The sequence below is a fragment of the Streptomyces sp. NPDC058964 genome (assembly GCF_042741275.1).
In the GTDB taxonomy this organism is placed as follows: domain Bacteria; phylum Actinomycetota; class Actinomycetes; order Streptomycetales; family Streptomycetaceae; genus Streptomyces.
This window is the reverse complement of the sequence record NZ_JBHYKH010000130.1, coordinates 1-3,059: the sequence shown is the minus strand read 5'-3', so window position 1 is coordinate 3,059 and position 3,059 is coordinate 1. Positions and strand designations below refer to the sequence as shown.

Annotated in this window: 4 protein-coding genes, 1 pseudogene and 1 riboswitch; of the genes and pseudogenes, 3 read left to right on the top strand and 2 right to left on the bottom strand. The window is 69.3% G+C overall.

The window, feature by feature from the left end; translation table 11 throughout:
- Positions 1-63: 63 nt before the first annotated feature.
- Together ACFW2E_RS18180 and ACFW2E_RS18175 are read left to right on the top strand one after the other, a co-directional pair.
- Positions 64-358 (top strand): annotated as a pseudogene (locus ACFW2E_RS18180) (aldehyde dehydrogenase family protein); the annotation flags it as partial.
- 2 nt (positions 359-360) lie between these two features.
- Entirely contained in the window at positions 361-594 is a 234-nt protein-coding gene (locus ACFW2E_RS18175; RefSeq protein WP_384467518.1) for a ferredoxin, read from the top strand.
- Between the two features lie 71 nt (positions 595-665).
- A riboswitch (TPP riboswitch) is annotated at positions 666-841 on the top strand.
- A gap of 35 nt (positions 842-876) precedes the next feature.
- Here ACFW2E_RS18175 and ACFW2E_RS18170 read toward each other — a convergent pair.
- Together ACFW2E_RS18170 and ACFW2E_RS18165 are read right to left on the bottom strand one after the other, a co-directional pair.
- On the bottom strand, positions 877-1,215 hold the full coding sequence (locus tag ACFW2E_RS18170) for a DUF6193 family natural product biosynthesis protein (protein ID WP_384467516.1): 339 nt from the start codon (positions 1,213-1,215) through the stop codon (positions 877-879).
- Positions 1,208-1,840, bottom strand: a complete 633-nt coding sequence (locus ACFW2E_RS18165) for a TetR family transcriptional regulator (RefSeq protein WP_384467514.1) — start codon at positions 1,838-1,840, stop codon at positions 1,208-1,210. Before ACFW2E_RS18165 ends, ACFW2E_RS18170 begins: the two co-directional genes overlap by 8 nt.
- Positions 1,841-2,049: 209 nt before the next feature.
- On the opposite strand from ACFW2E_RS18165, the gene ACFW2E_RS18160 reads away from it, so the two are divergent.
- Positions 2,050-3,059: glycosyltransferase family 4 protein (locus ACFW2E_RS18160; RefSeq protein WP_384467512.1), on the top strand; the 1,010-nt coding region annotated here is incomplete at its 3' end.

Below are 3,059 nucleotides of genomic sequence, written 5' to 3'. Positions count from 1 at the left end.
CTTGCCGCCTACCCTCTCCGGCTACGTCTAAAACTCCAGGGGCTGCCCCCGGGCGTTCTTCTTGGGCCGGTTTATTTGTCTCCTGCCGTACGGCGACGAGTCCGAGGCGCTGAAGATCGCCAACGACTCCGACTACGGGCTGTCCGGCAGCGTCTGGACGTCGGACGTGGCGCACGGCATCGACGTCGCACGGCAGGTCCGTACCGGCACCTACTCCGTCAACACCTTCAGTCTGGACATGCTCGGCCCCTTCGGCGGCTACAAGAACTCGGGGCTGGGGCGGGAGTTCGGGCCCGAGGGGTACGGCGAGTACCTGGAGCACAAGATGGTCCACCTCCCGGCCGGCTGGGAGGGATAGGAATGGGAGACCGCTGGCGCGTCGAGGTCGACCGCTCCGTCTGCATCGGCTCCGCCCAGTGCGTCCACCACGCCCCCGACGGCTTCCGCCTCGACACCGGCCGCCAGTCGCGGCCCGTCGAGGCGGAGACGGACGCGAACGAGCGGGTCCTGGCGGCGGCGGAGAGCTGCCCGGTGGAGGCCATCATGATCACGATGCTCGGGAGCGGGGAGCCGGTGTTCCCGCCGGAGAACTGAAAAAATCTCCCTTTAAATCCCTTTTGGGGGGTTCTGTCGAGCCGAATGCGGTCTATCCTGGTAGTGGCCTACGGGGCGAGTGAGGGAGTTCGACCGGAGTAGCCGACTCACGCGAGACGCGCAAGCATCCGCTGGGGCCGACGTCGACGGTCGGGCTGAGAGGCTGGAAGGCAGCAGTAGGGCCGGAAGGCGACCCCCAATACCTGATCCGGGCAATGCCGGCGAAGGGAACCCGTCTCGTAGGTTTTCGCGTGCCGTTTTCCGTGTGCCGTTTCCGCGTGCTCACAGGTCCGCGGGCAGGTGGGCCACCACGAGCGACACCGCCTCCTCGAGGGTTGCGCCCCCGCCGAGGGCGCCACCGTGGACCGTGCACACCTTGTACGGCGGCCCGGCGGTGATCACGTAGGGCATGTCGCGGTCCCCTCCGTCGAACGGCGGCCCGCTCCGCAGGAACTTCAGCGTCCCGTGCGTCGGGAACGGATACAGGGCGCGCAGGCGCGGCCTGGCATGGGCGGCCGCGACGAGCGCGAACAGCGTCTCGCCGTCGTGGAAGCCCCTGGTTCCGGGCTTGCGCTCCAGGAGCCACCGCCAGGCGGTCGCGGCGTCGGGCGCCTCAGCCATGGGCCGCGCCCCCGCGCGCCGGATCCGTCAGGTCGATCAGCCGGCACACCGTCTCGATGTCGATCTTGACCTGGGCGATGGAGGCGCGGCCCGACAGCCAGGTGATCAGGGCCGAGTGCCAGGTGTGCTCGATGACGCGGACCGCGGAGAGCTGCTCGGGGGTGGGGTGTTCCAGACCCATCGCGTCCAGGATGATCGCCGTCGTCTGCCGGGAGACCTGGTCGACCTCCGGTGAGACGCTGCGGTCCGCGAAGGTCAGCGCGCGGACCATCGCGTCGGCAAGATGCGGCTCGCGCTGCAGGGCGCGGAAGGCCCGCATCAGCGTCTCCGCGACCCGCTCGGCCGCCGTGTCGCCCGCCGGGGGCTTCTTCCGCAGGGTGCCGTGCATGTGCTCCAACTGGTCCTGCATGGTGGCGACGAGGAGATGCACCTTGGACGGGAAATAGCGGTAGAGCGTGCCGAGGGCCACCTGCGAGGACTCCGCGACCTCCCGCATCTGCACCGCGTCGAAACCGCCCCGGCTGGCCAGCTGCGCACTGGCGTGCAGAATCCGGCGGCGGCGGGCCTCCTGCCGCTCGGTGAGGGGAGGCGAGGCCGGTCGAACGGTACTGGCTTCCGCAGGCATGGGTCCCGTTCCGTGACAGTCGGTGAGGGCGGGTGATCACACAGCATGGCAGGGCTCCGCGCCGTGGCGCGAATCACCTGATCCACTTCTCACAGCGCCCCTACCTGCCGGTAGATTCAGAGCCTCTTGAACGATCAAGTCTGAAACTTGTTCTAGATTACCGTCCCGGCGTAGTCTCGCGGGAAAATGCAGGGAGAAGGGGGCCCAGAGTGACCGCTGAGGCCAGGGAGGCGGGTCCCCGACCGGACCTTGCCGCCGACGGCGAGCGACCGCTCGACATCGCGCTTCTCACCTATAAAGGGAACCCGTTCTGCGGGGGCCAAGGTGTCTACGTACGGCACCTCTCGCGCGAGCTGGCCCGCCTCGGCCATCGGGTCGAGGTCATCGGCTCCCAGCCGTACCCCGTCCTCGACGACGACGAGACCTACGACGGCCGCCTGAGCCTGACCGAGCTGCCCAGCCTCGACCTCTACCGGTCGCCCGACCCCTTCCGCACCCCCGAGCGCGACGAGTACCGGGACTGGATCGACGCGCTGGAAGTCGCGACCATGTGGACCGGCGGTTTCCCCGAGCCGCTCACGTTCTCCCTCCGGGCCCGCCGTCATCTGCGCGCCCGCCGCGGCGAGTTCGACGTCGTGCACGACAACCAGACGCTCGGCTACGGCCTCCTGGGCGACATCGGCGCGCCCCTGGTCACCACCATCCACCACCCCATCACCGTCGACCGGCAGTTGGAACTGGACGCGGCCGAGGGCTGGCAGCGCCGCTACTCCGTGCGCCGCTGGTACGCCTTCACCCGGATGCAGAAGCGCGTCTCCCGGCGCCTGCCGTCGGTCCTCACCGTCTCCGGCACCTCCCGCCAGGAGATCGTCGACCATCTCGGGGTGCGTGACGACCGCATTCACGTGGTCCACATCGGTGCCGACACCGACCTCTTCTCGCCGAATCCGGCGGTGCCCGTCGTCCCGGGCCGGATCGTCACCACCTCCAGCGCCGACGTGCCGCTCAAGGGCCTGATCTTCCTGATCGAGGCACTCGCGAAGGTGCGCACCGAGCACCCCGACGCACACCTCGTCGTCGTCGGCAAGCGCGCCGAGGACGGGCCGGTCGCCCAGGCCATCGAGCGGTACGGCCTGGAGGGCGCCGTCGAGTTCGTGAAGGGCATCTCGGACGCCGAGCTGGTCGATCTGGTCCGCTCGGCCGAGGTCGCCTGCGTACC